The 23,659-nt window shown below is 39.2% G+C and carries 21 protein-coding genes, 3 tRNA genes and 1 pseudogene; 15 read left to right on the top strand and 10 right to left on the bottom strand.

Annotated features, from left to right (window positions below; all coding sequences use genetic code 11):
- Positions 1-13: 13 nt before the first annotated feature.
- Complete coding sequence (gene carA, locus AC07M3_RS13605) at positions 14-1,153, bottom strand: glutamine-hydrolyzing carbamoyl-phosphate synthase small subunit (RefSeq protein ID WP_199991363.1); 1,140 nt, start codon at positions 1,151-1,153, stop codon at positions 14-16.
- 123 nt (positions 1,154-1,276) lie between these two features.
- Between carA and AC07M3_RS13610 the strand changes: the two are divergent.
- Positions 1,277-1,434: pseudogene (locus AC07M3_RS13610) on the top strand (hypothetical protein).
- A 29-nt stretch (positions 1,435-1,463) separates the two neighbouring features.
- Positions 1,464-2,051 (top strand): hypothetical protein, encoded by a 588-nt coding sequence (locus AC07M3_RS13615; protein WP_056481669.1) that lies wholly within the window; start codon positions 1,464-1,466, stop codon positions 2,049-2,051.
- Between the two features lie 59 nt (positions 2,052-2,110).
- Here the strand turns inward: AC07M3_RS13615 and AC07M3_RS13620 are convergent, their stop codons facing one another.
- Complete coding sequence (locus AC07M3_RS13620; RefSeq protein ID WP_003650074.1) at positions 2,111-2,647, bottom strand: DOMON-like domain-containing protein; 537 nt, start codon at positions 2,645-2,647, stop codon at positions 2,111-2,113.
- A gap of 16 nt (positions 2,648-2,663) precedes the next feature.
- Positions 2,664-2,987, bottom strand: coding sequence for a ribosome assembly RNA-binding protein YhbY (gene yhbY, locus AC07M3_RS13625; protein WP_003650075.1), 324 nt, complete (start codon positions 2,985-2,987; stop codon positions 2,664-2,666).
- A gap of 199 nt (positions 2,988-3,186) precedes the next feature.
- Here yhbY and rlmE point away from each other — a divergent pair, with 199 nt between their 5' ends.
- The 4 genes from rlmE (at position 3,187) to AC07M3_RS13645 (ending at position 7,301) form a co-directional block, all read left to right on the top strand.
- The gene (gene rlmE, locus AC07M3_RS13630) at positions 3,187-3,837 is read left to right on the top strand and encodes a 23S rRNA (uridine(2552)-2'-O)-methyltransferase RlmE (protein ID WP_005038716.1); all 651 of its coding nucleotides are present in this window, start codon (positions 3,187-3,189) and stop codon (positions 3,835-3,837) included.
- Positions 3,838-3,970: 133 nt separating this feature from the next.
- A complete protein-coding gene (gene ftsH / locus AC07M3_RS13635) occupies positions 3,971-5,866 on the top strand; it encodes an ATP-dependent zinc metalloprotease FtsH (RefSeq protein WP_213074624.1) in 1,896 nt (631 codons plus the stop codon).
- 135 nt (positions 5,867-6,001) lie between these two features.
- The gene (gene folP / locus AC07M3_RS13640; RefSeq protein WP_494567549.1) at positions 6,002-6,853 is read left to right on the top strand and encodes a dihydropteroate synthase; all 852 of its coding nucleotides are present in this window, start codon (positions 6,002-6,004) and stop codon (positions 6,851-6,853) included.
- Between the two features lie 133 nt (positions 6,854-6,986).
- Complete coding sequence (locus AC07M3_RS13645) at positions 6,987-7,301, top strand: DUF5713 family protein (RefSeq protein WP_003650079.1); 315 nt, start codon at positions 6,987-6,989, stop codon at positions 7,299-7,301.
- Here AC07M3_RS13645 and AC07M3_RS13650 read toward each other — a convergent pair whose 3' ends face one another.
- Positions 7,302-7,643, bottom strand: a complete 342-nt coding sequence (locus tag AC07M3_RS13650) for a hypothetical protein (protein ID WP_494567550.1) — start codon at positions 7,641-7,643, stop codon at positions 7,302-7,304.
- Between the two features lie 76 nt (positions 7,644-7,719).
- Positions 7,720-7,805: transfer RNA gene (locus AC07M3_RS13655), tRNA-Leu, on the bottom strand.
- 195 nt (positions 7,806-8,000) lie between these two features.
- On the opposite strand from AC07M3_RS13655, the gene AC07M3_RS13660 reads away from it, so the two are divergent.
- Positions 8,001-9,764: an alkaline phosphatase D family protein gene (locus tag AC07M3_RS13660; protein ID WP_494567551.1), complete on the top strand. Its 1,764-nt coding sequence runs from the start codon at positions 8,001-8,003 to the stop codon at positions 9,762-9,764.
- Positions 9,765-9,873: 109 nt separating this feature from the next.
- Here AC07M3_RS13660 and AC07M3_RS13665 read toward each other — a convergent pair.
- Positions 9,874-9,959: transfer RNA gene (locus AC07M3_RS13665), tRNA-Leu, on the bottom strand.
- 11 nt (positions 9,960-9,970) lie between these two features.
- Positions 9,971-10,044 (bottom strand) — tRNA-Cys (locus AC07M3_RS13670).
- Between the two features lie 152 nt (positions 10,045-10,196).
- Here AC07M3_RS13670 and folD point away from each other — a divergent pair.
- Together folD and AC07M3_RS13680 are read left to right on the top strand one after the other, a co-directional pair.
- Positions 10,197-11,045 carry a bifunctional methylenetetrahydrofolate dehydrogenase/methenyltetrahydrofolate cyclohydrolase FolD gene (gene folD, locus AC07M3_RS13675; protein WP_494567552.1) on the top strand — a complete coding sequence of 283 codons (849 nt, stop codon included), beginning with the start codon at positions 10,197-10,199 and terminating at the stop codon, positions 11,043-11,045.
- A 251-nt stretch (positions 11,046-11,296) separates the two neighbouring features.
- A complete protein-coding gene (locus AC07M3_RS13680; protein WP_494567553.1) occupies positions 11,297-11,965 on the top strand; it encodes a class I SAM-dependent methyltransferase in 669 nt (222 codons plus the stop codon).
- 21 nt (positions 11,966-11,986) lie between these two features.
- Here the strand turns inward: AC07M3_RS13680 and AC07M3_RS13685 are convergent, their stop codons facing one another.
- Together AC07M3_RS13685 and AC07M3_RS13690 are read right to left on the bottom strand one after the other, a co-directional pair.
- A complete protein-coding gene (locus tag AC07M3_RS13685; RefSeq protein ID WP_494567554.1) occupies positions 11,987-12,409 on the bottom strand; it encodes a hypothetical protein in 423 nt (140 codons plus the stop codon).
- Between the two features lie 116 nt (positions 12,410-12,525).
- On the bottom strand, positions 12,526-13,857 hold the full coding sequence (locus AC07M3_RS13690; protein ID WP_309949565.1) for an MFS transporter: 1,332 nt from the start codon (positions 13,855-13,857) through the stop codon (positions 12,526-12,528).
- Between the two features lie 373 nt (positions 13,858-14,230).
- Here AC07M3_RS13690 and glpK point away from each other — a divergent pair, with 373 nt between their 5' ends.
- Both glpK and glpD read left to right on the top strand, forming a co-directional pair.
- Positions 14,231-15,739 (top strand): glycerol kinase GlpK, encoded by a 1,509-nt coding sequence (glpK, locus tag AC07M3_RS13695; protein ID WP_494567555.1) that lies wholly within the window; start codon positions 14,231-14,233, stop codon positions 15,737-15,739.
- A 157-nt stretch (positions 15,740-15,896) separates the two neighbouring features.
- Positions 15,897-17,414 (top strand): glycerol-3-phosphate dehydrogenase, encoded by a 1,518-nt coding sequence (gene glpD / locus AC07M3_RS13700; protein ID WP_494567556.1) that lies wholly within the window; start codon positions 15,897-15,899, stop codon positions 17,412-17,414.
- A 41-nt stretch (positions 17,415-17,455) separates the two neighbouring features.
- On the opposite strand, the gene AC07M3_RS13705 is transcribed toward glpD, so the two are convergent.
- Positions 17,456-19,288 (bottom strand): phosphoenolpyruvate carboxykinase (GTP), encoded by a 1,833-nt coding sequence (locus AC07M3_RS13705; RefSeq protein WP_004643846.1) that lies wholly within the window; start codon positions 19,286-19,288, stop codon positions 17,456-17,458.
- 392 nt (positions 19,289-19,680) lie between these two features.
- Between AC07M3_RS13705 and AC07M3_RS13710 the strand changes: the two genes are divergently transcribed.
- The 4 genes from AC07M3_RS13710 to groL all read left to right on the top strand — a co-directional run bounded on the left by AC07M3_RS13710 (position 19,681) and on the right by groL (position 23,531).
- Positions 19,681-20,619 carry a diacylglycerol/lipid kinase family protein gene (locus AC07M3_RS13710; RefSeq protein ID WP_307011277.1) on the top strand — a complete coding sequence of 313 codons (939 nt, stop codon included), beginning with the start codon at positions 19,681-19,683 and terminating at the stop codon, positions 20,617-20,619.
- Entirely contained in the window at positions 20,600-21,358 is a 759-nt protein-coding gene (locus AC07M3_RS13715; RefSeq protein WP_307011279.1) for a metallophosphoesterase family protein, read from the top strand. The genes AC07M3_RS13710 and AC07M3_RS13715 overlap by 20 nt, the downstream gene beginning before the upstream one ends.
- Positions 21,359-21,547: 189 nt before the next feature.
- Positions 21,548-21,838, top strand: coding sequence for a co-chaperone GroES (locus tag AC07M3_RS13720; RefSeq protein ID WP_002120604.1), 291 nt, complete (start codon positions 21,548-21,550; stop codon positions 21,836-21,838).
- A gap of 58 nt (positions 21,839-21,896) precedes the next feature.
- A complete protein-coding gene (gene groL / locus AC07M3_RS13725) occupies positions 21,897-23,531 on the top strand; it encodes a chaperonin GroEL (protein WP_209831354.1) in 1,635 nt (544 codons plus the stop codon).
- Positions 23,532-23,659 lie beyond the last annotated feature (128 nt).

The raw sequence follows: 23,659 nt of genomic DNA on the forward strand, positions 1-23,659 counted from the left end.
ATTCGCTCCGTAATTACTGTTTAGATGCTTCGATAAGTTCGATGAAATGATCGAACAAAGGTGCACAATCATGTGGACCAGGGCTTGCTTCAGGGTGACCTTGGAAGCTGAAAGCTGGTTTGTCTGTACGGTGGATACCTTGTAGGGTGCCATCGAACAATGATTTATGCGTTGCTTTTAAGTTAGCCGGTAAAGTTTCTGCATCTACAGCAAAACCATGGTTCTGTGAAGTAATCATCACTGTACCATCTTCAAGATTTTGTACAGGATGGTTAGCACCGTGGTGACCATGGTTCATTTTTACAGTTTTTGCGCCAGAAGCGAGTGCCAGAATTTGGTGACCTAAGCAGATACCAAATACAGGTAATGTTGTGGTTTCAACAATAGTTTTTACAGATTCGATCGCGTAATCACAAGCAGCTGGATCGCCAGGACCATTTGAGAGGAATACGCCATCCGGATTAAGTGCCAATACTTTTTCAGCCGGAGTTTCTGCAGGAACAACGGTTAGTTTGCAACCGCGGTCTGCAAGCATACGCAAGATGTTGGTTTTGACACCGTAATCGTATGCAACTACATGGTATTTTAATTCAGGTTGAGAGAAGCCTTTGCCTAAGGTCCATGAACCTTCAGACCATTCAAAACCTGCTGGATCACAACATTCTTTTGCAAGGTCTAAACCGTTTAAGCCACCAAAAGCACGTGCTTTTGCAATTGCTTCTTCTTCTGTAATATTTTCGCCAGCAAGGATACATCCGTTTTGAGCGCCAGTCTGACGTAAAATACGAGTCAGTTTACGAGTATCGATATCTGCGATAGCAACAACATTATGCGCTTGCAAATATTCACTCAACGACTGCTCAGCACGGAAATTACTGTGTAGTAGTGGAAGGTCACGAATAATTAAACCATTCGCCCATACTTTATGGATACGACCAGATTCAACGTCTTCCGAGTTGCAACCAGTGTTACCAATATGAGGGTAAGTTAATGTCACAATTTGTTGTGCATAACTTGGGTCAGTCAAAATTTCTTGATAGCCTGTCATGGCTGTGTTAAAAACGACTTCTCCAGTCGTACTTCCCGGTGCGCCGATTGACGTTCCTTTAAAGATCGTTCCATCTGCGAGGGCTAAAATGGCGGGGATGCTCAAACCAAAGCTCCTGAATTTCGGCTGTAAAAAAGCGAGTAGACCCAAAAAAGATCGGCGATGTTTGGATAAAACATGCCCTCCCTATCGGTCTGCCCGCTTGTAACTTAACAGCGCATTATACGCATGGAACCCTCTAAAGTCTATTTCTTTTCTGCTAAAAAATATAATTCATTGCTTGCTTTTTACAAAAAAATATCCGCTTATCTGAATTAGATACTTTTGATAAATTGTCTAACAATTTGGAAGGGGAATTCTTGGAACTAGATTTATTGTATTGCTAGTTAAAAAATAAACAATATGAGGAAATAGTATGAGCAATAATGAAGTTTCAAAAGATGTGAGCGAAAAAGCTCAAGCGGTAGTTGAGTCGGTAAAAGCTGAGGTTAATGAAGTGAAAGAAACCATAGCTGCTACTACAACTAAGGCTAAAAAAACAGTAACTGCTAAAACTGCACAGGTAAAAGAAGCTGTTGCCGAAAAAACTGAGCAAGTTAAAGAAGTTGCTACAGAAGCAACAACTCAGGTAAAAGAGGCAATTACTGAGACTCAAGAACAAGTCAAAGAAGTTTTAAGCGAGACTCAAGAGAAAATTGAAGCTGAAACTCACGAATTAAATAAGAACATTCAAAATCAATTTGTTCAAATTAAACAAGATATTCTACAGCGTCTGGATGTGATTAAAGCTCAATTTAGTACTTCACAAGAAGGCTTGTCTGACCTTAAAAATGCTTTGAAAGCAGAAATTAATGCACTTATTGAAGATTTAACGAAAGTGAGCAAAGAGCTTAAGGGGGATATTAGCCAGATCTCTTTGAAACACAAAGATTCTCTAAGTGAAAGTATTAAGCGTACTAAAAGTAATGCAGTCGAAGCTTGGAATAAAGCACGAGACAATTAATGATCTCTGCTTTGATCCAGCTATAAAAAAGCGAGAATTAATTTCTCGCTTTTTTATTTTTAGAACTGATGTAACCAGTCACGTTTATTATGGAAATCTGCACTTTTTCCACTATGCTGCATTGCATAGTACTGCATACCTTCTTTTGTCTTTAAAACTGTAGTCAAGCCTAAATAAAGGTTTGCCCATTTCAAGCGATGCTGTTGCATAAATTGTCCTAAATCAAGACTAACATTTAAGCCATAGTGAGTACGCTTGAGATGATTCAGTTCAATATCGTAAGCAGCAAGGGGAGGTATACTTTCTGGATAGCGATATTCTTCAAACTGATATGACTGCCATGCTTGAGAAGGGGAAAGATTAATTTCCCGATAATAATCTTCACCATGCACGCCAACAAAAATTTCGAAACAAGTTTCTTCCCACAAAAAATCTTGACGAGGATGAGCCGCGACTTCTTGAGGCCAGATAATAAGTTGATTTGGATCGCGAATCCAAAAACCGATATTTAAGGTATAGGGTGCTTGCTGTTCAATTGCGCCAACAACGGAAACAGCTTGAAAACGATCAAAAGCTGAAAGTTCGTAACTTGCCATAGTTTGTCAAATTAAATTAGTTTGCTAGATGAGCGTGACGAACAAGATTAGATAAATGCTGGTTTTGTTTAGCTGCTTTTTTGTAAAGCAAAACAATTTTACCAATTTTTTGCACAGCTTGAGCACCTGTCGCTTCTACAATTGCGTCAATTGTTGCAGTACGCGCTTCACGGTCTTCACCAGCAATCTTAACTTTAATAAGCTCATGGTCATTTAAAGCACGAAGTGTTTCTTCGATTACCGCGTCTGTTAAGCCTTGTCCACCAATCATGACAACTGGATTAAGCACATGACCAATTTGACGTAAACGTTTACGTTCATGGATAGATAAAGCGGCCATTAAAAATACCTGATTTTAAAAACGGCTTAGTATAGCAAAAAACTTAAATCCAGATGTACGAAAAACTGTATAAATAATCGATCAACATTATTGGAAAAAAACTGTAAAACTTAGTGAGATTACGCTACATCCGTACTGTAATGAGAGTAATTTTCACGTACAATGAACGATCAGAAGTTTTTTTGATATTTAGTGAGTTATGGCAACACGCATTACAAACCAGAAATTGTCGAAAAGTAGTCGTGTATGGATGAGGGAACATCTTGACGATCCTTTTGTAAAAAAAGCACAAAAGGAAGGATATCGTGCTCGAGCAGCCTATAAACTTCTTGAAATCCAAGAAAAATATAAGTTGATCAAGCCAGGCATGACTGTAGTGGATTTAGGCGCGGCTCCTGGTAGTTGGTCTCAAATCGCTGGGAAACTCGTTGGTAGCAAAGGTTTAGTGGTTGCTTCTGACATTTTGCCTATGGATGCTTTGCCTGATGTCACTTTCTTACAAGGCGACTTTAGAGAAGAAGATGTATTTGAAAAATTGTTAAATATTTTAAATGGGCGACAAGTAGACATTGTAATTTCTGATATGGCCCCCAATACATCAGGTAATAGGGCCGTTGATCAACCTAGACAGATTTACTTATGTGAATTGGCTTTAGATTTTGCTCAAAAGGTTCTGGGTCCTAATGGACAATTTGTTGTTAAAGTGTTCCAGGGCACAGGATTTGATGAGTTTCGTAAACAAGTAGTTGATAGTTTTGATGTGTTAAAGACAGCAAAACCAGCAGCTTCTCGGGCGCGGTCTAAAGAGGTTTTTTTGATTGGACAAGGGCGTAAGAAAGCATTGCAATAAAGTTTACTTGCCAAGCTCCTAAAAATTGTGCATTTTGTACTTTTAGGTTATCCGCAAGCAATACAGTTGCTGCTTTTATGACGATCGGCCAAGATTGGGCATGATCAAATTAGATCGATATGGGAATAAAGCTTTGAGCGATTACTTCAAGAATGCCGTATTGTGGCTAATAATACTTGGTGTTCTGATTTTAATTTTCAGTAATATCAGTGACCGCAATAAGCCTACTGCGATGAAATATTCAGATTTCGTTGCAGCGGTGAATAGTGGCCAAATTAAGCAAGTCACAATTGACGGTTTAAATATAAATGGTGAAAAAACTAACGGATCACAGTTTGAAACTGTTCGTCCGCAAGTTGAAGACACTGAACTTATGCCAAGCTTAAATAAACAAAATGTTGTTGTAGAGGGAACAGCTCCACAACGTCAAGGCATTTTGATGCAACTTCTCATTGCTAGTTTCCCTGTACTGTTAATCATTTTGTTATTCATGTTCTTTATGCGTAACATGGGTGGTGGTGCAGGCGGAAAGAATGGACCGATGAGTTTTGGTAAATCAAAGGCAAAAATGCTTTCTGAAGACCAGATTAAACTCAATTTTTCTGACGTCGCCGGCTGTGATGAAGCAAAACAAGAAGTTGTTGAAATTGTAGATTTCTTAAAAGACCCTGCAAAATTCAAACGTTTGGGCGCTACTATTCCTCGTGGCGTACTTATGGTTGGCCCGCCGGGTACTGGTAAAACGTTATTAGCTAAAGCAATTGCTGGTGAAGCCAAGGTTCCTTTCTTCAGCATTTCAGGTTCTGACTTTGTAGAAATGTTCGTGGGTGTGGGTGCGTCCCGTGTCCGTGATATGTTTGAGCAAGCGAAGCGTCACGCACCATGTATCATCTTTATTGATGAGATTGATGCAGTGGGTCGTCATCGTGGTTCAGGTACAGGTGGTGGTCATGATGAGCGTGAACAAACCTTAAACCAAATGCTTGTAGAGATGGACGGTTTTGAAGGTAATGAAGGCGTAATTGTTATTGCTGCAACTAACCGTGCTGATGTGCTTGATAAAGCATTATTGCGTCCGGGTCGTTTTGACCGTCAAGTAATGGTTGGTCTACCAGATATTCGTGGTCGTGAGCAAATTCTGAATGTACATTTGAAAAAGTTACCTTCAGTCACGGGTGTGGACATGCAAGTCTTAGCGCGTGGTACACCAGGTTTCTCTGGTGCACAGTTGGCAAACCTTGTTAACGAAGCTGCATTATTTGCTGCACGTCGTAATAAGAATACTGTTGACATGCATGACTTTGAAGACGCAAAAGACAAAATCTACATGGGTCCAGAGCGTAAGTCGATGGTTCTACGTGAAGAAGAGCGTCGTGCTACTGCTTATCATGAAGCTGGTCATGCAATTGTTGCAGAGATTTTGCCTGGTACAGATCCTGTTCATAAAGTAACAATCATGCCACGTGGTTGGGCTTTGGGTGTAACTTGGCAGTTACCTGAACAAGACCAGATTAGCCATTATAAAGACAAGATGCTAAACGAAATTGCGATTTTGTTTGGTGGTCGTATTGCTGAAGAAGTGTTTATCCAACAGCAATCTACTGGTGCTTCAAATGACTTTGAGCGAGCTACTAAAATGGCGCGTGCAATGGTTACTAAGTACGGTATGTCTGACAAAATGGGCGTAATGGTTTACGAAGACGAAAACCAGAATGGTTTCTTTGGAAATGTAGGTAGTCGTACTATCTCTGAAGCAACTCAACAATTGGTTGACGAAGAAGTACGCCGTATTCTTGATGAGCAATATAAAGTTGCGCGTAATATCTTAGAAGGTAATAAGGATATTGCACATGCAATGGTAAAAGCTTTGATGGAGTGGGAAACCATTGATCGTGATCAAATTCGTGACATTATGGAAGGTCGTGAACCACAACCACCTAAGGTCTATATTGCTGAAAATCCAGTGGCTGCATTTGAACCACCAAAAGATGGTCCATCTACACCACCACCATTACCAGCAATGAACTAAACCTGTTAAAAAAAAGAGCCACTATCATGTGGCTCTTTTTTTATGCGCGTATTTCAGACAAAGCCGAAAAGAAATCAACAGTATATCGAGCAGAGACTTGTTAAAATGTTGCCGAATATTAAATTGGAGCTTGTCATGCAGTTAATGCCTTTACCTCAGCAAATTCTACAATGTGGACAGCTTCAGTTAGATTTATCACAGCCTCACGTTATGGGCATTTTAAATGTCACACCAGACTCTTTTAGTGATGGTGGAAAGCATAATCAGTTAGATCAAGCTGTGGCGTATGCATTAAATATGATTGAACAAGGCGCCACAATTATAGATGTTGGCGGGGAATCTACTCGACCAGGTGCATCAGAAGTAAGTGTAGAAGAAGAGGTACGACGAGTTGTTCCTGTAGTTGAAGCTTTAGCTAAACATAATGTGGTTTTATCGATTGATACAAGTCAGCCAGATGTTATCTGTGCAGCGAAAGAAGCAGGCGCGCATATTTGGAATGATGTACGTGCGCTTACTCGACCAAATGCTTTAAAAACTGCAGTAGAGTTAGATATACCTGTAGTGATCATGCATATGCGTGGTGAGCCCACCACAATGAATCAGCTAGATCAGTATACGGATGTAACGTTGGATGTAATGCAAGAGCTTCGGCAGCGTATTAATGAGGCTCTAACCGCTGGTGTGAAAAAGCATAATATTATTATTGATCCGGGATTTGGTTTTGCAAAAAATGCTCAGCAGAATTTAAAACTATTAAAAGAGTTTTGGAGACTTAGTGATATGGGTTATCCAATTTTATCGGGTCTTTCTCGTAAACGTTTTATTGGTGAAGCTTTAAAGGGTGTAGTAGCAGATCAACGCGCGGTAGGAAGCGTTACAGGGCATTTGCTGAGTATTCAGCAAGGAGCATCCATTGTTCGTGCACATGATGTAAAAGCCATGCATGATGCAATTCTCGTTTGGAAAGCGATGGAACAAGCTTGAAGAAACAGGCTTTTATAATCAGATTATGATTAATTAATTGCATGGATTGGATGGTTGAGTCAGGGAAAATTGTCGTTATTATTTTGAAAATATGTTATAAGCGGCAGGTTTCTGCTGCTGTGTAAACTTTTGTATGTTCGAAGACTTACTTCTCCCAATGTTTGATGATGAGTATTATCCAGATATTTTAGTCGCTGAACTCAAGCAGTTAATTGAACAATTTGCCAAAAAAGTTCAAAAGTCTGCTTTAGCTGATCAGGATATCTATCGATATGCTCATCAAACTGTTATTGAAATTAATGAAATGAAACCACAGTTCGAAGATCTGGATTCTTCACTAGATGATAGTGCTGCTGACTATATTGCTGAGGCAATGATGATGGTGGCGCAGGGTGCAGGATATTTGGATCTTGAGATGGAAGAGTTGGTTGTGAATCGAGAGTGGTGATTACTCTCGATTCTCAATATTTTCAAATGCATCTAATAAATGACAAGATGCCTTTGAATGAATTTCGTTTATTTCTTTAATTTTTAACACTAAAACACCATTCTCTTGATAATCGGCATCTGCTAATAAACTGATCCAATAGGTTTCTCGTTTTTGCTGTAATGCTTTGAGTTTATCTATGATCTGTTCAGGTGCTTTAATTAAGTAATCATCTTTGGTAATAGAGCAGCGTGAAAAGTACCAGTTGTCATCTTTGAAAGAAATAGTGCCAGAAAAAAGATCTGTAGCGTAAACCTTGGATATAAAAAGGATACTACACAGAAGTAATAATATTCTTATCATAAAATTCATTTTAATTAGGCATAAAAAAACCAGCTTACGCTGGATTCTTTGTAACACCAAATTCAATATTTGAAAATGGTGCCCGGGGCCGGACTCGAACCGGCACGCTTTGTGGGCGGGGGATTTTAAATCCCCTGTGTCTACCTATTTCACCACCCGGGCATGTGCGCAATAATAGATGACAAGACGGCGATTGGCAAGAGAAAATCGGATAGTTTGCTTTATTTTCAATCAGTTCGTACATGTATTTAAAAATAAGATCTACTTAAGTCATAATTTCTTCATCAAATTGAGATCAGTTGTTCATCTTATCTACTTAAGTTTAAGGCACTCATTGCTTAAAACTTAGGTAGTTGTATGTCAGAGAAAATTTCACGCCGAGAATTAATTCAAAAAAGTCTATTCGGTTTTGGGGCACTGTCTTTGCCTGTAGCTTTTACGGGTTGTAATGATGGCTCAGACGATGAAAGTGCAGAGACACAAGCAGATTTTTTACATGGAGTTGCGACCGGCGACCCTTTACAAGATAAAGTGATTTTATGGACGCGATTAACACCAGTAGATCTTAGTGCACGTCTTAAAGTTACTTGGGAAATTGCCACTGATAATCAATTTAAGCAGAATTTAAAGACGGGGATGGTTGAAACGACCAAGACTGATGACTTCACGGTAAAGGTGGATGCAACAGGACTACAGGCGAATACCATTTATTATTATCGTTTCCGTTTTGGAAATAAAATTTCATCTGTTGGTCAAACTAAAACATTACCAATAAGTACCAATAAAGTTAGCTTTGCCGTATGTTCTTGCTCGAACTATCCGGCAGGTTACTTTTATGTTTACCGTGAAATGGCAAAGCAGAATGTCGATGTCATTATTCATTTAGGTGATTATATTTATGAATATGGGGCAGATGGCTATGCGGCGGAAGATGCAGCAAAACTTGGTCGAACCTTACCAACAGATAATAATAAAGAAATTATCAAACTAGATGATTATCGCAAACGTTATGCACTTTATCGTCAAGATAAAGACTTGCAGGCAGCTCACCAGCGTCATCCTTTTATTGTAATTTGGGATGACCATGAGTTAGCAAATAATACTTGGCGTGATGGGGCCGAAAATCATCAAAGTGATGAAGGGTCTTTTTCTGATCGTAAATTAGCTGCTCTACAAGCTTATTTTGAATGGATGCCTATTCGTCCAGTTGCTAGCACAGATCATTTAAATATTTACCGACAGTTTAATTTCGGTTCATTGGTTGAGCTGACGATGCTGGATACACGTATTATTGCGCGTGATAAACAGCTTGAATATGCTGATTATATGACAGCTGCTGGTTTGGATGCTCAAAAGTTTCAGGCCGACTTAACTGATCCAAAGCGTACTTTAATGGGCTATACACAAAGGGATTGGTTGGTTGATAAATTGAAGCAATCTACGGCAACATGGAATGTGATCGGTCAGCAAGTTCTAATGAGTAAGATGTGGATTCCTGCTGAGTTATTGTTGTCTTTAGGGCAAATTACCTCAGGTGGGGCTTCGGCTGAAACCTTGGCTAAAATGAATGCTCAAATTACAGAGCTAGTCACCTTGAAATTGCGGTTAGAACAGGGCGATCCAACATTAACTGCTCAAGAGAAAGCGCGAGTCACAACAGTAGTGCCATATAACCTTGATGCTTGGGATGGTTATTATGCTGAACGTGAAACCGTATATGAAAACTTAGCTAGTTTGAATAAGAAAGTTATTGTTTTGGCAGGCGATACTCATAATGCATGGGCATCTTATTTGTATAGCCAAAAAGGTCAATATGTTGGGGTTGAGCTGGCGACGAGTTCAGTTTCTTCACCAGGCCTCGAAAAATATTTAAGTATTCCAATAGCTCAATTACAACAGTTTGAATTTGCTTTTACTACGCTTATTGATGAATTGGCCTATTGTAATTTAAATCAGCGAGGCTATTTATTGGTTACGTTAGATCAAGCGCAGGTACAGTCGAATTGGATATTTGTAGATTCAATTAAAAATGCAGAATATAAAGTAGATACAAGTAGACAATATCAATTAGTGTTAGATGTGAATTTGACGCCTGCAAAAGATAAGCAGAAAACCGCTTAGATATATTGGGTAGGGTAAGGGGTGCTAATAGCATCCTTTACTTTTTTATAGGCATAAAAAAACCAGCTTACGCTGGATTCTTTATGGCACCATTTTCAATATTAAAAAATGGTGCCCGGGGCCGGACTCGAACCGGCACGCTTTGTGGGCGGGGGATTTTAAATCCCCTGTGTCTACCTATTTCACCACCCGGGCTTTACCAAATTTGGAGGCGGAGGTCGGAATCGAACCGGCGTCCACGGAGTTGCAGTCCGCTGCATGACCACTCTGCCACCCCGCCTACATTTGGTGATGCACATATTAGCAACCTTTACAGAAAAAACAATACTGTTTTTAGTGAAGATGAACATAAAAGCAACATCTAGAATAAAATTGTCCAAATAATCATGTATTATTGGCATATTAAATTCATGTCTACCTTGGAGATGTGCTGTGGCATTGGTTTTAGACGGTCGTGCATTAGCAAAGCAAATTGAAGAAAATTTGTCGGTACGTGTTGAAGCTTTAAAAGCTAAAACAGGTCGTACCCCGATTTTGGCGACTATTTTGGTTGGGGATGATGGCGCATCTGCAACTTATGTACGCATGAAAGGAAATGCCTGCCGTCGAGTAGGGATGGATTCTTTAAAAATTGAATTATCACAAGAAACAACAACAGAACAATTATTAGCAGAAATCGAAAAGCTTAATGCCAATCCAGATGTTCACGGTATTCTTTTACAACATCCCGTACCTGCACAAATTGATGAACGCGCATGTTTTGATGCGATTTCATTAGCTAAAGATGTAGATGGCGTGACTTGCCTCGGTTTTGGTCGTATGGCAATGGGTGAAGCTGCCTATGGTTCAGCAACTCCAGCCGGCATTATGACTATTCTAAAAGAGAACAACATTGAAATTGCAGGCAAACATGCAGTTGTGGTTGGCCGTTCAGCAATTTTAGGTAAACCAATGGCAATGATGCTTTTGCAAGCTAATGCAACAGTAACGATTTGTCATTCACGCACACAAAACTTACCTGAGCTTGTGAAACAAGCTGACATTATTGTTGGTGCTGTGGGTAAGGCGGAACTTATTCAAAAAGACTGGATTAAACAAGGTGCAGTGGTTGTGGATGCTGGTTTCCATCCTCGTGATGGCGGTGGTGTAGGTGACATCCAGCTACAAGGTATTGAAGAAATTGCTTCTGCATATACACCAGTACCAGGTGGTGTAGGCCCAATGACAATTACAACATTAATTCGTCAAACTGTAGAAGCTGCTGAAAAAGCTTTAGTTTAATTTGTTCACGACGGCATCCTACCGTTTAACGCAAATGTTAGGAGCTCGTATGTTACTTTTCTTTCGGGATGAGTAGCAAATGCTACGCAAGACCAAAACGGTTGCTGTAATTAAAGCAGTGGTAAAATTGAAGTAGTGTATTTATAGTGATTAGCCACTTTATTATGCTTTAGCCACTGTTTTAGTCTTGCTCAAGTTGCGGATGACGTTAACGCGTATCAAATAGTAATTATAAATTGTTGAGCTTATTTATGAGCTGCACCTTTCAACTTACCAAAGCCCCTGAACATTTACTTCAAGCCTTGCAGGAAGTCATCCCTCATTGTGAATTAATGGCACAGCAGTTGCCGGAAACATCTATTTCTTTATGGTTGATTCCGCCAGTTTTTCCAACTGATCGCTTAGATGATGAAGTGATTCGCCGTATCTGGAATGACACGCCGTACTGGATTTTTTGCTGGGCATCTGGTTTAGCAATGGCGCAGTGGTTGCTTGCAGAGCCACATCATGTCAAAGATAAAGTTGTTCTCGATTTTGGTGCAGGTTCTGGTGTTGTTGCAATTGCAGCAAAAATGGCTGGCGCTAAAAGAGTAATTTGTTGTGATATTGATCAAGTTAGTCTTGCAGCCTGCCGTGAAAATGCTTTGTTAAATGATGTTGAGCTGGAATATTTAGACGATTTATATAAAGCAGAGCAAGTTGATATTTTATTGGCAGCCGATGTGTTATATGACCAGTGCAACCGTTTCTTTTTAGATGAATTTTTAAAGTTTGCCCCAGAAGTCTGGGTTGCAGATAGCCGTGTTAAAAACTTTAGTCATCCTAATTATCAAAAAATTGATGACAGAAGTGCATCAACATGGCCAGACCTTGATGAAGCTAAAGAATTTAGAAATGTAAGTTTTTATAAGACGCTGTAAAAACAGCGTCTTTTTTTTATATTATGAGCAGGTATAACGAACGACTTTTAGCGTACTCGGGCGTGCTTCAAGCGCTTGGCGAGTCGCATAATCTTCGCCGTTGTTTAAGCTCGGTGTATTAGATAAACCAAATGAGGCACGAGTTTCACCCAATTGAACACCATAATGTTCTTGTTGAGCTGGGTTTGAAATCTCATTAATGCTGAGAACTGACAATTTATAAACTTTTTGAGCACCCAATACATTTTGACAAGCACGTTGCAATTTACGTTCATCTAACTGCTGATTAGTGCGGCTAGCCAATGTATAAGCTAAAGTTGCAGAAGTTTTTGTTTTGTTTTCAATCTGATAGCCAGTTGAGCCATTATATTGTCGAGGGGTGGTCTGACAAGCAGTTAAAATAAACATGCTGCTTAATGCCAAACATAAAATACTTCTATTCATCAGTATCATCCTTATATTCTTATCTCTAGTATCTCATAAACACAACGATTGTTGGGGCTTAATCGCACGATTTAAGCTAACATCGGCTGGCGATATTAGCGCTTATTGGTAAAATATTAATGTTCTTTAATTTTTGAATGATGCTTAGTATCTTTCATAAAAATATAAATAATGAGTGAAATGAAGATCATAATAGTTACATAAATAAAGTACCAAGATTCATGACCAGCCTCTTTAAAACTCAAAGCAAAGAACTCTGCTGTACCGCCAAACAATGTATTGGCAATCGCGTAGGGTAAAGCTACCCCTAAAGCCCGAATATGAGCAGGGAAAAGTTCAGCTTTAACCACGGCATTAATAGATGTATAGCCCGTTACCATAACTAGACCTGCCAAGCACAACCAGAAAGCAGTCCAATAATTATGTGTGGTTGCAAGGGTATTAAATAAAATATAAGTAAATAAAACCCCAGTTACACCAAAAGCGATCATGAGTGGTTTACGTCCGATTCGGTCTGACAAAGCACCAGCTACAGGTTGTAAGCACATGAAAATAAATAGCGCTAAAGTAGTAATTTGAGTGGCTTCGGGTTTTGTAAATCCGGAAGTATTCACTAAATATTTTTGTAGGTAAGTCGTGTAAGTATAAAAAGCTAAAGTTCCGCCAGCTGTTAAAAATAATACTGTAAAAGCTTCTTTTGGGTAGTGCTTGAATAAAGCAAACATGCCTGATTCGGGCTGGTCTTTTTCAGCTTGAGCATTTTTAAAAGATTGTGTTTCTAATAAGCCACGACGAATACGGAATACAACAATGGCAAGTAAAGCGCCAATAAAGAATGGAATGCGCCATCCCCAGTCATGCAACTGTTGTTCGGTTAATACGATTTGTAATATTAAAAGAACACATAGAGCCGTCAATTGTCCGGCAATTAAAGTTACATATTGGAAGCTGGAGAAAAAACCACGTCGATTTTTTTCAGCCATTTCACTTAAATAGGTAGCACTTGCACCATATTCACCGCCTACACTTAAACCTTGAATTAAACGTGCGACAACCAAAAGTAGTGGAGCGAATACGCCAATGCTTTCATAGGAAGGGGTGACTGCAATGAGTAGAGAACCGACACACATTAAAGTGACCGAAAGCGTAAGACCTGCTTTACGTCCTTTACGGTCTGAATAGATTCCCATAATCCATGCGCCAATTGGACGCATAAGGAAACCTACAGCAAAAATAGCGGCTGCTTGAAGTAACTGAGCAGTTTGACTTCCTTTTGGGAAAAAAGCATGAGCAAAATAGAGAGTAAATGCAGCATATACATACCAGTCGTACCATTCGACAAGGTTACCAGCAGAACCACCTAAAATTGATTTTAGGCGAGTTTTTGTATCTAAATGAGGTTGTGGGGTTGTTGCTGTAGAGGGTTGATCAACCATGGGTCGCTCCATGTTTCGCTTGGGTTGAATGCTAAAAAAGAGAGAGAATTTATTCCGTTTTTACATAGTATCCAGAGGAGTATTTCACTTTATTTTTTTTATGTCTGTAAAACAATGTTTATTATTTAAGCAAAGGGAGAGGTTGAATATTTATGTGATTTCAAATTAGACAATTCGCATGTTCTTGTAGCTAAATTTTGATTTACTGCACATTATTTTCCCATAAAGATAAGAAAATTGATCAAGAATGACCAATGTTTAGTTTAGAAGCAATATATGCGTTAAAAACAATGATATATTCCAAAGAAAATTTTGAATAATACAGTTAGACATGATGTTTTATCGTCATGAGCTAGTGTGTGTAAATAATGAAAGGGACGTTCAGATGTCAAATTGCCCAAAAAAATATATTGTCGCTTTCGATCAGGGAACAACAAGCTCAAGAGCAATTGTTTTAGATCATGATGCTAACGTTGTAAGTATTGCTCAAAAAGAATTTACCCAGATTTATCCTCAACCAGGTTGGGTCGAGCATGATCCTATGGAAATTTGGGCGACACAAAGTGCGGTATGGGTAGAGGCATTGGCTCAAGCTGGCATTAAGAGTGAACAAGTTGCGGCAATTGGGATTACAAACCAGCGGGAAACCACAATTGTATGGGATAAGAAAACAGGAAAACCTATTTACAATGCAATTGTTTGGCAAAGCCGTCAAACTACAGAGATATGTAATCAATTACATAAGGCGGGTTGGCAAGATCACGTCCGTAAAGTGACAGGTTTAGTAATTGACCCTTATTTTTCTGCCACCAAAATAAAATGGATTCTGGACCATGTAGAAGGAAGCCGTGAACGGGCCGAGCGAGGGGAGTTATTATTTGGTACGGTCGATACATGGTTAATCTGGAAATTAACCAATGGCGCAGCCCATGTCACTGATTTCACCAATGCTTCGCGAACGATGCTTTTTGATATTGAAAAGCTTGAATGGGATGAGAAACTTTTACAAGCTTTAGATATTCCTAAAGCAATTCTACCAGAGGTACGTAGTTCATCTGAGGTGTATGGCTATACACATACAATTAGTGGACAAGAGGTGGGAATTCCAATTGCAGGTATAGCAGGGGATCAACAAGCTGCACTTTTTGGGCAAATGTGTGTAGAGTCTGGGCAAGCAAAAAATACCTATGGCACAGGCTGTTTTCTTTTAATGAACACGGGTAAAAAGATTGTCCGTTCAGAGCATGGCTTACTGACGACGATTGCTTGTGGTGCAAATGGTGAAGTGAACTATGCCTTAGAGGGCGCCGTGTTTAATGGAGGCTCTTGTGTTCAGTGGCTTCGTGATGAGCTGAAGGTAATTAAGAACGCTAAAGACTCGGAGCTTTATGCAACACGTGTAAAGGACAGTAATGGCGTATATGTAGTACCTGCCTTTACAGGTTTAGGTGCGCCATATTGGGACCCGACCGCTCGAGGGGCAATTTTTGGACTCACTCGTGGAGCGAGTATAGAGCATATTATTCGTGCAACTTTAGAGTCAATCGCTTACCAGACACGAGATGTACTTGATGCGATGCAGCAAGATGCAGAAGAAGAGCTTCGAACACTCCGAGTTGATGGTGGAGTAACAGCTAATAATTTCTTAATGCAATTTCAGGCTGATATTTTAGCCACTCCAGTTGAAAGACCCACCATGAAAGAAACAACAGCTTTAGGTGCTGCTTTTCTTGCTGGGTTGGCAACAGGTTTCTGGCAAGATTTGAATGAATTGAAGAATAAGTCTGCGATAGAGAAAGTTTTCGAGCCACGTACCAGCCTTGAAGAAACTGAAGTTATGTATAAGGGATGGTTGAAGGCAGTTCAACGTAGTCAAAATTGGGCAGAAGATTGATTTCTTCTGAAAGTAATTAAATCGCAGAGTAATCAATGAAGAATTAACCCAGTAGCTATTTAAAATTGATTATTCTGCTTTTTTGATTGTTGTTTCATCAATTTGATGTTTTAATTTTTAATAACATAAACAATAAAAAGAAAATGAGAAATGAGAAATGACAGTACAAGCTAATGATTATTCAAAAATATATGATATTGCTGTGATTGGTGGCGGTATTAATGGTGTCGGTATTGCTAATGATGCGGCAGGCCGCGGATTATCTGTATTTTTATGTGAAAAAGACGATTTAGCTAGTCATACTTCATCTGCGAGCAGCAAATTAATTCATGGCGGTTTACGCTATTTAGAACATAAAGAATTTCGGTTAGTCAGAGAAGCTTTAGCAGAGCGTGAAGTCTTGTTGGCTAAAGCCCCTCATATTATTAAACCAATGCGTTTTATTATGCCTCATCGACCACATTTACGTCCTGCATGGTTAATTCGGGCAGGCCTGTTTTTTTATGATCATTTAGGAAAACGAGAAAAATTATTAGGATCAAATCTGATTTATTTCAAAGAAGATAGTCCTTTAAAGCCAGCTATAACCCGTGGCTTTGAATATTCTGACTGTACTGTAGATGATGCACGTCTTGTCGTATTAAACGCACTACAAGCGAAAGAGAATGGAGCTGAAGTTGTAACACGAACACGATGTATTAAGGCTTATAGACAACAAGAGTTATGGCATCTGGAATTACAAACTGGGGCTGAGCTTTATCAAATACGTGCAAAAGCGTTAGTGAATGCAGCTGGCCCTTGGGTCGAGGAAATTATTAGTGAAAACCTACAATTAAAATCGCCATATCAAATTCGGCTTATACAAGGAAGTCATATTGTTGTGCCTAAACTGTATGATTGCCATAAGGCCTTTATTATGCAAAATGAAGATCGACGTATCGTGTTTGCCATTCCTTATTTAGAACAATACACATTAATAGGTACGACAGATCAGGAATATTTGGATGATCCTCAAAAGGTAGAGATTACAGAAGTAGAAATTGATTACCTTTTAGCAGTGACAAATTCACATTTTAAAAAGCAGCTCACCCGCGCAGATATTGTAAGTCAGTTTTCTGGAGTTAGAGCTTTATGTGATGATGAGTCAGATAATCCTTCAGCAGTGACCCGTGACTATACTGTGGTGTTGCAAGTGGAAGATAAAACCACTCCCTTGCTGTCCGTATTTGGTGGAAAGATTACGACTTACCGGAAATTAGCGGAATCAGCTCTGGAACAACTTAGCCCATTTTTCATAGAAATGGGAGAGGAGTGGACCGCAAATGAAGTATTACCTGGTGCAGAGAATTGGACCACACTTGAAGATTTAGTTATAAGGATTCAAAACCAAGTGGAAGGGGTAACTGAGCAGCTTGCTACGCGCTGGGCAAATGCGTATGGCTCTAGAGTTTGGAATATTTTGCATGAGCAAAAAGCTCTTGAGCAGTTAGGACAAGATTTTGGTCACGGTTTATTTGAATCTGAAGTTCAGTATTTATGTGAAAATGAATGGGCAAATACGGCAGAAGATATATTGTGGCGTAGAACTAAGCTAGGTTTGGCATTTGATGAAAAACAAGTAAAAAATTTGGAAAGCTATTTGGCTGGACGTCGACAAAAAGATGATGCCGCATAATAAAAAAGGTCGCATATAGCGACCTTTTTTATATTTAGCAATTAGAAGCCAGTTTTTACAGCTTCAAGTAAAGCTGTTTGACGTTCTTTTAATGCTTTTGGTAAGCGTTCACCAAGTTTATTGAATAACTCAGTGTGGCTTTCAATTTCAGTAACCCACTGATCTTTATTTTGAGCTGTGATAAGGTCAAATTCTTCTTTAGAGAAATCAGTACCTTCCCAGTTCAAGTCATCGTAAGTTGGAACAAGACCAATTGGTGTTTCAACAGCGTTTGCACGACCTTCACAACGATCAATGATCCACTCAAGAACACGCATGTTTTGACCGAAACCAGGCCATACGAAGTTGCCTTCAGCATCACGACGGAACCAGTTTACGTTGAAGATTTTTGGTAATTTATTACCAGCAGCTTCAGCTTTTGTACTTACTTCTTCACCAAGGCTTAACCAGTGATCGAAGTAGTCAGCCATGTTGTAGCCAGCAAATGGAAGCATCGCGAATGGGTCACGACGAACGATACCTTGTTGACCAACAGCAGCAGCAGTGGTTTCTGAACCCATAGTTGCAGCTTTATAAACGCCATCAACCCAATCAAAAGCTTCAGATACTAAAGGAACCGTATCTGCACGGCGACCACCGAAGATAAATGCAGAAATCGGAACACCTGCTGGATTTTCCCAGTCAGCATCGATAGAAGGGCATTGACCAGCAGCAACAGTGAAGCGCGCATTTGGATGAGCAGCTTTTTCACCATTTACGTGAGGTTGACCTTTCCAGTTAGTTAAGTTAGTTGGAATTTCTTTAGAAAGACCTTCCCACCATACTTCACCATCATTAGTCACCGCAACGTTTGTATAGATAACATCTTTGTGAAGAGTTGCCATACAGTTAGGGTTAGTTTTGGTATTTGTACCAGGAGCAACACCAAAGAAACCAGCTTCTGGATTGATTGCGTATAGACGACCATCTTCACCTGGTTTGATCCAAGCAATATCGTCACCTACAGTCTCAATTTTCCAGCCTTCATAGCCTGCTGGTGGAATTAACATTGCAAAGTTTGTTTTACCACATGCAGATGGGAATGCTGCAGCGATATAGTGTTTTTCACCTTGTGGGTTAGTCACACCAAGAATAAGCATATGTTCAGCTAACCAACCTTGTTCGCGTCCCATAACAGAAGCAATACGAAGTGCTAAACATTTCTTACCAAGTAATGCGTTACCGCCATAACCAGAACCGTAAGACCAGATTTCACGAGTTTCTGGGTAATGAACGATGTATTTTTCAGGGTTACAAGGCCATGCAACGTCTTTTTGCCCTTCAGCGAGTGGAGCACCTACGGTATGAATACAAGGAATAAATTCGCCGTCTGTACCTAACACGTCATAAACTGCTTTACCCATACGTGCCATTTTGCGCATGCTAACAGCAACATAAGGAGAGTCAGTTAACTCAATACCGATATGAGCAATATGGCTTCCAAGTGGACCCATAGAGAAAGGCACAACGTACATTGTACGACCTTCCATTGACCCTTCAAACAAACCATTTAACTTTTCACGCATAACAGCTGGTTCTTCCCAGTTGTTTGTCGCACCAGCATCTTCTTTCTTTTGAGAGCAAATGTAGGTACGATCTTCAACACGCGCAACATCAGATGGATCAGAATTTGCAAGATAAGAACCAGGATGTTTTTCTTGGTTTAATTTCTGCATGGTGCCGTTAGCGATCATCAAGTCGATTAGACGTTGATACTCTTCTTCGCTTCCGTCACACCATTCGATTTTTGCTGGTTTGGTTACGTTTGCAATTTCTTCAACCCATGCGATAAGCTTAGGATGACGAACGAATTCTGGTGCGTTCACTGTGGTCATGGTGAGGCCTATTCAAAATATGTACAACAATGTACAAGTCATTCATTGAGGTACAATGAAAGATCAAATAAAAAAGTGGCTGTATTAAAGCATAAAATCATAAAAAAAATAAGACTAAAGAATAAGAAATAGATATTTTGATTTTTAAATTTTCTTGATTAAAATCATTGATTTATTGTTTTTTGGTGTATTTTATTCTTTACATTTTTATGTTGTATGTGTGTTATTTATATTATTTATTTATTTTAAAATCAATGACTTGATGTTTAAATTTTTCTTGAGAATTATTATTGATTAAACAAATGATCATCATTCGAAATTTACATAAAGAGACTTTTATTAGGCGATTTTCTATACAAAATATAGGGTGAATCCTCTCTAAGATAATAAAAATGCGGACTTTAAAACCTCTCTCTATCATCTACAACCAGAAATCGGGTTTTCATGCTTCGAAACATGAAGATATGTATGAACAATTAATGACTGTACTCACTGAGTTTGGTTTTGAAATACAAGTTTTTGAATTAGCAGAGGAGGTCACCTTTGATGATTTGATGAATAAAGTCATCCATCGGCATAGTCAAAGTGCAAATTTAGGCGTTGTTGTTGCAGCTGGTGGGGATGGGACGTTAAATGCAGTCGCATCAAAACTTCGACATACCAATATCCCTATGGGAATTTTACCTTTGGGAACTTTTAACTATGTCGCTAAAGTTTTAGATATTCCTTTAGATTTGTTAGAAGCTGCTGAAGTCATCGCTACAGGTACACCACGTTCTGTACATATTGCGACGATTAACGATCATATTTATTTGAATAATGCGAGCCTAGGTCTTTATCCATTATTTATAAAAAAACGTGAGCTCTACAATAAATACTTAGGTCGTTTGCCTTTACATGCCTATACCTCGGCTTTGGACGTTTTATTAAGAGAAAATAAATCAATGAAACTCTCCGTCACGGTTGATGGTAAGAAATATCCAGTCAAAACACCTCTAATTTTCTTTGGTAATAATCAATTGCAACTATGTGATATGAAACTAAGAATTGCGGATTGTGCTGCACAAGGGCGAGTCGCTGGAGTGGTCATTACAAAAAGTGATAGGCTTAGTTTATTAAGCATGCTATGGCAGTGGATTCAAGGCAAAGTAGAAGAGGCACAAGATGTTTATAGTTTTTGTGCAGACCATGTGATGGTAGATTGTGCAAAAAGATCAAAACTTACCGTGGCTTTAGATGGTGAAATATTAGAGATGAAAACACCATTAAATTTCACTGTAGAAAAGAATGCTTTAAATATTATGGTGCCAAATGTTACTACATCTGTCTGATTTGCATTTTGGAACAGAAATTGAGGCCTGTTTAGATGCGATTCGGCTTTTTTGTACCCAACATAGACCTGAAGTTATTGTTGTGAGTGGAGATATTACTCAGCGTGCCCGATATCAACAGTTTTATAATTGTCGACAATTTTTAGATAGTCTTAATATTCCTTATCTTATTGTACCGGGTAATCACGATATTCCTTTGTATCATGTCTGGAACCGTTTTTTTTCTCCATTTACTCGCTATCAATATTTTTTTGGTCAGCTTGAACCAACATTAGAAACTGAGCATTTTTATATTGTTGGCGTAAATAGTATACGCCGCCGTTATCACACACGTGGGCATATTTCGATTGAACAAATACAAGCTACATATGAGCGATTACAGCAAGGGCCAGCGAATAAAATCAAGTTAGTGGTTTTTCATCAGCCTTTTTATACTCCACCTGATGACGAGCACGGTATTAAAGATTGCCCTGTATTAGGAAAAATGGCACTCGAAAAATGGAGCATGACAGGGCTATTCGGTATGTTACATGGGCATCTACATAAAACTGCTGTATATGATTTGACGCAGATCTATCATTTAGAAATAGATCATCCTATTTATGACATTCATGCAGGAACAGCGACATCTAGCCGTCTGCATTATCATGTTCCAAATAGTTTTAATGTCATTTCAAATAAGGGGGAAATTGATCATTACTGGTTTAACTCCACGAAGGGTGAGTTCACTTCTAGTTAAGTTAAATTTTGATGATGTTTCTTAATGATGCGGTTGTCTTAAAAATAAACAAAAATAGAAGTTTTTTTTCATTTTCCCCTTGAAGCGTTTTTTTTCATCCCCACAAAAGTGACATCTAAATATTTTGTTATTGCTCTGGATTATGGCAATAACGATTAATCAAAAAGACTTAGTCTGGTGGAGTTAATTATGAGCAACATTCGTCCATTACATGATCGCGTTGTAATTCGTCGCGTAGAAGAAGAAACCAAAACTGCTGGTGGTATTTTACTTCCAGGTTCTGCTGCTGAGAAACCTTCGCAAGGTGAAGTAATTGCAGTAGGTAATGGTCAAATCACTGAGAATGGCGTACGTGCTTTAGATGTTAAAGTTGGTGACAAAGTATTGTTTGGTACTTATGCAGGTACAACAGTGAAAGTAAGTGGTGAAGAACTCTTAATCATGAAAGAGTCAGATATTTTAGCTGTGTTGGAAGGCTAATCAATCCATAACTCAATCCATTATCAGATTCAGTATTTAAAAAGATTCGGAGTTTAATATGTCAGCTAAAGACGTAAAATTTGGTGATTCAGCTCGCTCAAAAATGATTGCAGGCGTAAACGTACTTGCAGATGCGGTTAAAGTGACTTTAGGTCCTAAAGGTCGTAACGTAGTAATTGATCGTTCTTTCGGTGCTCCACACATCACTAAAGACGGTGTAACTGTTGCTAAAGAAATTTCATTAAAAGACAAGTTTGAAAACATGGGTGCTCAACTTGTTCGTGAAGTTTCAAGCAAAACAAACGACATCGCTGGTGACGGTACGACAACTGCAACTGTACTTGCTCAAGCAATTTTAAATGAAGGGATCAAATCTGTAACTGCAGGTATGAACCCAATGGATTTAAAACGTGGTATCGATATCGCAGTAAGAACTGTAGTTGAAAATATCCGTGCAAATGCAAAACCTGCTGATGATTTCAAAGCGATCGAACAAGTTGGTTCTATCTCTGCTAACTCTGATACTACTGTTGGTAAACTTATCGCTCAAGCGATGGAAAAAGTAGGTAAAGAAGGTGTAATCACTGTAGAAGAAGGTTCTGGCTTCGAAGACGCATTAGACGTTGTAGAAGGTATGCAGTTTGACCGTGGTTATATCTCTCCGTACTTTGCAAATAAGCAAGATACTTTAACAGCTGAGCTTGAAAACCCGTTCATTCTTCTTGTTGACAAGAAAATCGGTAACATTCGTGAATTGATTTCTGTTTTAGAAGCAGTTGCGAAAACTGGTAAACCACTTCTTATCATCGCTGAAGATGTTGAAGGCGAAGCGCTTGCTACGCTTGTTGTAAACAACATGCGCGGTATTATCAAAGTATGTGCTGTTAAAGCTCCTGGTTTTGGTGACCGCCGTAAAGCAATGCTTCAAGATATCGCGATCTTGACTGGCGCAACTGTTATTTCTGAAGAAGTTGGTATGTCTTTAGAACAAGCGACTCTTCAAGATTTAGGTACTGCACACAAGATCACTGTTTCTAAAGAAAACACTGTTATTGTTGATGGTGCTGGTGATGCAGCTGCAATCGCTGAGCGTGTTCAACAAATCCGTGCTCAAATTGAAGAATCTTCTTCAGAATATGACCGTGAAAAATTACAAGAACGTGTTGCTAAATTAGCTGGCGGTGTTGCTGTAATTAAAATCGGTGCGGCAACTGAAGTTGAAATGAAAGAGAAGAAAGACCGTGTAGACGACGCGCTTCATGCAACTCGCGCAGCAGTTGAAGAAGGTGTGGTTGCTGGTGGTGGTGTTGCGCTAGTACGTGCTGTAAATGTATTAGACAACCTAAAAGGTGCTAACGAAGATCAAACTGCGGGTATCAACATTTTACGCCGTGCGATCGAAGCTCCACTTCGTCAAATCGTTTCAAACGCAGGTGATGAGCCATCTGTAGTGATTAATGCAGTTAAAGCTGGTGAAGGTAACTTCGGTTACAACGCAGCAACTGGCGAATATGGCGATATGTTAGAAATGGGTATTCTTGACCCTGCTAAAGTAACTCGTTCTGCACTTGAACACGCTGCTTCTGTAGCTGGTTTAATGTTAACTACAGAATGTATGATTACTGACATTCCAGAAGATAAACCAGCTGTTCCAGATATGGGCGGTATGGGTGGTATGGGCGGCATGATGTAATAACACATCAACGCTTTAACCAAAAAATCCCTGCTTATGCAGGGATTTTTTATTTTAAGTGATTTTAAGAAATCGTTAAGTTCAATGACTTATATTAAAAAACAGGAACAGCAGCTAGAAGTTCCTCT

This window comes from Acinetobacter sp. GW821-FHT09D10, from assembly GCF_059416285.1.

What these genes read in the sequence shown, in the direction of transcription:
- AC07M3_RS13620 (WP_003650074.1), bottom strand. Translation starts at nt 2,647, where the DNA reads ATGGCAAGTTACGAACTTTCAGCTTTTGATCGTTTTCAAGCTGTTTCC.
- AC07M3_RS13705 (WP_004643846.1), bottom strand. Translation starts at nt 19,288, where the DNA reads ATGACCACAGTGAACGCACCAGAATTCGTTCGTCATCCTAAGCTTATC.
- yhbY (WP_003650075.1), bottom strand. Translation starts at nt 2,987, where the DNA reads ATGGCCGCTTTATCTATCCATGAACGTAAACGTTTACGTCAAATTGGT.
- AC07M3_RS13615 (WP_056481669.1), top strand. Translation starts at nt 1,464, where the DNA reads ATGAGCAATAATGAAGTTTCAAAAGATGTGAGCGAAAAAGCTCAAGCG.
- AC07M3_RS13710 (WP_307011277.1), top strand. Translation starts at nt 19,681, where the DNA reads ATGCGGACTTTAAAACCTCTCTCTATCATCTACAACCAGAAATCGGGT.
- AC07M3_RS13680 (WP_494567553.1), top strand. Translation starts at nt 11,297, where the DNA reads ATGAGCTGCACCTTTCAACTTACCAAAGCCCCTGAACATTTACTTCAA.
- groL (WP_209831354.1), top strand. Translation starts at nt 21,897, where the DNA reads ATGTCAGCTAAAGACGTAAAATTTGGTGATTCAGCTCGCTCAAAAATG.
- rlmE (WP_005038716.1), top strand. Translation starts at nt 3,187, where the DNA reads ATGGCAACACGCATTACAAACCAGAAATTGTCGAAAAGTAGTCGTGTA.
- AC07M3_RS13650 (WP_494567550.1), bottom strand. Translation starts at nt 7,643, where the DNA reads ATGATAAGAATATTATTACTTCTGTGTAGTATCCTTTTTATATCCAAG.
- glpK (WP_494567555.1), top strand. Translation starts at nt 14,231, where the DNA reads ATGTCAAATTGCCCAAAAAAATATATTGTCGCTTTCGATCAGGGAACA.
- AC07M3_RS13685 (WP_494567554.1), bottom strand. Translation starts at nt 12,409, where the DNA reads ATGAATAGAAGTATTTTATGTTTGGCATTAAGCAGCATGTTTATTTTA.
- glpD (WP_494567556.1), top strand. Translation starts at nt 15,897, where the DNA reads ATGACAGTACAAGCTAATGATTATTCAAAAATATATGATATTGCTGTG.
- AC07M3_RS13720 (WP_002120604.1), top strand. Translation starts at nt 21,548, where the DNA reads ATGAGCAACATTCGTCCATTACATGATCGCGTTGTAATTCGTCGCGTA.
- AC07M3_RS13715 (WP_307011279.1), top strand. Translation starts at nt 20,600, where the DNA reads ATGTTACTACATCTGTCTGATTTGCATTTTGGAACAGAAATTGAGGCC.
- AC07M3_RS13660 (WP_494567551.1), top strand. Translation starts at nt 8,001, where the DNA reads ATGTCAGAGAAAATTTCACGCCGAGAATTAATTCAAAAAAGTCTATTC.
- AC07M3_RS13645 (WP_003650079.1), top strand. Translation starts at nt 6,987, where the DNA reads ATGTTCGAAGACTTACTTCTCCCAATGTTTGATGATGAGTATTATCCA.
- AC07M3_RS13690 (WP_309949565.1), bottom strand. Translation starts at nt 13,857, where the DNA reads ATGGAGCGACCCATGGTTGATCAACCCTCTACAGCAACAACCCCACAA.
- folP (WP_494567549.1), top strand. Translation starts at nt 6,002, where the DNA reads ATGCAGTTAATGCCTTTACCTCAGCAAATTCTACAATGTGGACAGCTT.